We start from the raw sequence: 2,776 nt of genomic DNA on the forward strand, positions 1-2,776 counted from the left end.
GTAAGCCTGCGGTGAGGGCCGTCTGCTCTGATTGAGCAAATAGTCTTAAGGCATTGCCTTATGTCATACGCTTCAGTTGTTTCACCAATCGAGATTTTCGCCGCCGATGAGGTTGGCCGTCGTCGGCACTGGACTGACGAGGATAAGATCCGGATCGTCGAGGAGAGCCTGCGCGGTTTCCGGCAAGGTTCGGCGACGGCACGCCGGTATGGGATTTCGCGGTCGCTGCTTTCGATCTGGCGGCGTGAGTATCGCAGCGGGACGCTTGGCGCGCCGGAGGCTGGCGGGGGTTTCGTGCCATTGGTGATGGCGGGCGCCCCGCCTGCGCCAGCGGAGCGGCCTTCGCGGGAAGTCGATGATGCCCGGATCGACATCACGCTGACGAACGGACGTCGCATGACGATCCCTGTTTCACTGGCCCCTTCGCATCTGGCGGCGCTGCTGGCCGTGCTGGACCCGCGATGATCGCTTTTCCGGCGGGGGCGCGCGTGTGGATCGCGGGCGGGGTGACGGACATGCGGTGCGGGATGAACAGCCTGGCACTGAAGGTCCAGCAGGGGCTCGGCCGCGATCCGCATGGTGGTGAGATCTTCTGCTTCCGGGGTCGCAAGGGCGACCTGATCAAGATCCTCTGGCACGACGGCGTCGGCATGTCGCTGTATCTGAAGCGGCTGGAGGCGGGGAAGTTCATCTGGCCGGTGAGCCAGAATGGCTCGGCCGTTCCGGTCTCGGCGGCGCAGCTCGGCTATCTTCTGGAAGGAATTGACTGGCGCAATCCGCGCTGGACACAGAGGCCAGCATCAGCGGGTTGATAGCCCCAATTCCCTTGTTTTATTGGACTATTCCGGTGTTATGTGGTAGATCTTCGGCATGTCGGAGACCGCCCCGGAGATTGCTGTTTTGCGCGCTGCCCTTGCTGCGGCGGAAGCCCGCGCGTTTGCCGCAGAGGGCGCATTGGTAGCCGCCAAGGACGAACTGACCAAAGTTCAGGCGATCGTCTCAGCCTCCGAAGACATGATCCGGCACCTTCGACTGCAGATCGCCAAACTCCGCCGCGAGCAATATGGCTATGGCGCCGAACGTCATGCCCGGCTGATCGAGCAACTGGAGATGCAGCTCGAGGACATCGAGACCGACATTGCCGATGACCGGGCCAAAGCGGAGGCAACGGCCCCGGGGGCGATTGTCGCGGCCTTCGAACGTCGCCGCCCCGCCCGCAAGCCGTTCCCCGAGCATCTGCCACGCGAGCGCGTCGTGGTTGAGGCGCCGACATCTTGCACCTGCTGTGGTTCGGCGCGCATCGTGAAGATGGGCGAAGACATCACCGAGACGCTGGAGGTCATTCCCCGGCAGTGGAAGGTCGTGCAGACCGTCCGCGAGAAGTTCACCTGCCGGAATTGCGAGCGGATCAGCCAGCCGCCAGCACCCTTCCATCCCACGCCTCGGGGCTGGGCTGGTCCCAATTTTCTGGCGATGGTGCTGTTCGAGAAGTTCGGCCAGCACCAACCGCTGAACAGGCAGGCCGAGCGTTATGCCAAAGAGGGTGTCGAGATCAGCCTTTCGACCCTGGCCGATCAGGTCGGGGCCTGTGCCGTGGCGCTGCAGCCCATCCACGATCTGATCCGCACCCATGTCCTCGGCGCCGAACGATTGCATGCCGACGACACGACTGTGCCACTCCTGGCCAAAGGCGGCACGCAAACCGCCCGGCTCTGGACCTATCTGCGTGATGACCGGCCTTTCGCGGGCGGCGCACCCCCGGCAGCGCTCTATCACTTCTCGACAGACCGCAGGAAGGAACATCCTACCCGGCATTTGACGGGCTGGACCGGCATCCTGCAAGCTGACGCCTATGGCGGTTACAACGATCTCTATCGCCATGATCACAAGCCCGCCCCGGTGCTGAGCGCGCTGTGCTGGTCGCATGCCCGGCGCAAGTTCTTCGAACTGGCGGATATCAAAGCAACGGCCCGCAAGGGCAAAAAGGTTGCCGAGGAGATCTCGCCCATTGCGCTGGAAGCCGTCAAACGCTTCGATGCCATCTTCGATATCGAGCGCGAGATCAACGGCCTGACCGCCGAGGTCCGCCATGACGCCCGCCAAAAGCTGGTGCGCCCGATGATCGAGGATCTGCACGACTGGCTGCGATCCGAGCGCGCCCGGATGTCGAAGCACAACCCCGTCGCCAAAGCGATCAACTACATGTTCGAGGAAGACGGTCGTTGGGAAGCCTTCACCCGCTTCCTTGACGACGGCCGCATCTGCCTCTCAAACAATGCGGCCGAACGCGCGCTGCGCGGCATTGCCCTCGGCCGCAAGGCCTGGCTCTTCGCGGGATCGCCCCGCGGTGGCGACCGCGCCGCTTTCATGTATTCTCTGATCGTCACCGCCAAGATGAATGACGTCGACCCTCAGGCATGGCTTGCCGACGTCCTCGGTCGGTTGCCTGACATGCCTCTCTCGCGCCTGCCGGAACTGCTCCCTTGGAACTGGAAGATCCGGCACATGGCCGCAGCGGCATAGTCATGCAGTTGAACAAGGTGCATTCCATCAAGACCATCGACCGGGTCGCCGCCGAGCTGGGCGAAGCTGTAGAAAGGCTTCATGATCTCGCCATCGGCATGGAGCCCGAAGATGGCATAATCTGGGTCTACGGCACTACCGAGGTCGAGGTGCTCGCCTTCACTCCGTTCGGTGTCGAAAACCTGCTCGAGATGATCGCCATGGAACGCGACCATCAGATCTGACGTCACAGCGGCCTTCACCGGATGGATAC

4 protein-coding genes are annotated in these 2,776 nt (G+C 62.9%); all 4 read left to right on the forward strand.

Annotated features, from left to right (window positions below; genetic code table 11):
- The first annotated feature begins 60 nt into the window (after window positions 1-60).
- The 4 genes from tnpA to FA743_RS20050 are packed head-to-tail and all read left to right on the forward strand — an operon-like array spanning window position 61 to window position 2,747.
- The gene (tnpA, locus tag FA743_RS20035) at window positions 61-465 is read left to right on the forward strand and encodes an IS66-like element accessory protein TnpA (protein ID WP_136887809.1); all 405 of its coding nucleotides are present in this window, start codon (window positions 61-63) and stop codon (window positions 463-465) included.
- On the forward strand, window positions 462-812 hold the full coding sequence (gene tnpB, locus FA743_RS20040) for an IS66 family insertion sequence element accessory protein TnpB (RefSeq protein WP_136887810.1): 351 nt from the start codon (window positions 462-464) through the stop codon (window positions 810-812). Before tnpA ends, tnpB begins: the two co-directional genes overlap by 4 nt.
- A 58-nt stretch (window positions 813-870) precedes the next feature.
- On the forward strand, window positions 871-2,523 hold the full coding sequence (gene tnpC / locus FA743_RS20045; protein WP_136887811.1) for an IS66 family transposase: 1,653 nt from the start codon (window positions 871-873) through the stop codon (window positions 2,521-2,523).
- Entirely contained in the window at window positions 2,484-2,747 is a 264-nt protein-coding gene (locus FA743_RS20050) for a hypothetical protein (protein WP_246055085.1), read from the forward strand. The genes tnpC and FA743_RS20050 overlap by 40 nt, the downstream gene beginning before the upstream one ends.
- Window positions 2,748-2,776: the final 29 nt, after the last annotated feature.

Source organism: Paracoccus gahaiensis, assembly GCF_005048225.1.
In the GTDB taxonomy this organism is placed as follows: domain Bacteria; phylum Pseudomonadota; class Alphaproteobacteria; order Rhodobacterales; family Rhodobacteraceae; genus Paracoccus; species Paracoccus gahaiensis.

What these genes read in the sequence shown, in the direction of transcription:
- tnpA (WP_136887809.1), top strand. Translation starts at nt 61, where the DNA reads ATGTCATACGCTTCAGTTGTTTCACCAATCGAGATTTTCGCCGCCGAT.
- tnpB (WP_136887810.1), top strand. Translation starts at nt 462, where the DNA reads ATGATCGCTTTTCCGGCGGGGGCGCGCGTGTGGATCGCGGGCGGGGTG.
- tnpC (WP_136887811.1), top strand. Translation starts at nt 871, where the DNA reads ATGTCGGAGACCGCCCCGGAGATTGCTGTTTTGCGCGCTGCCCTTGCT.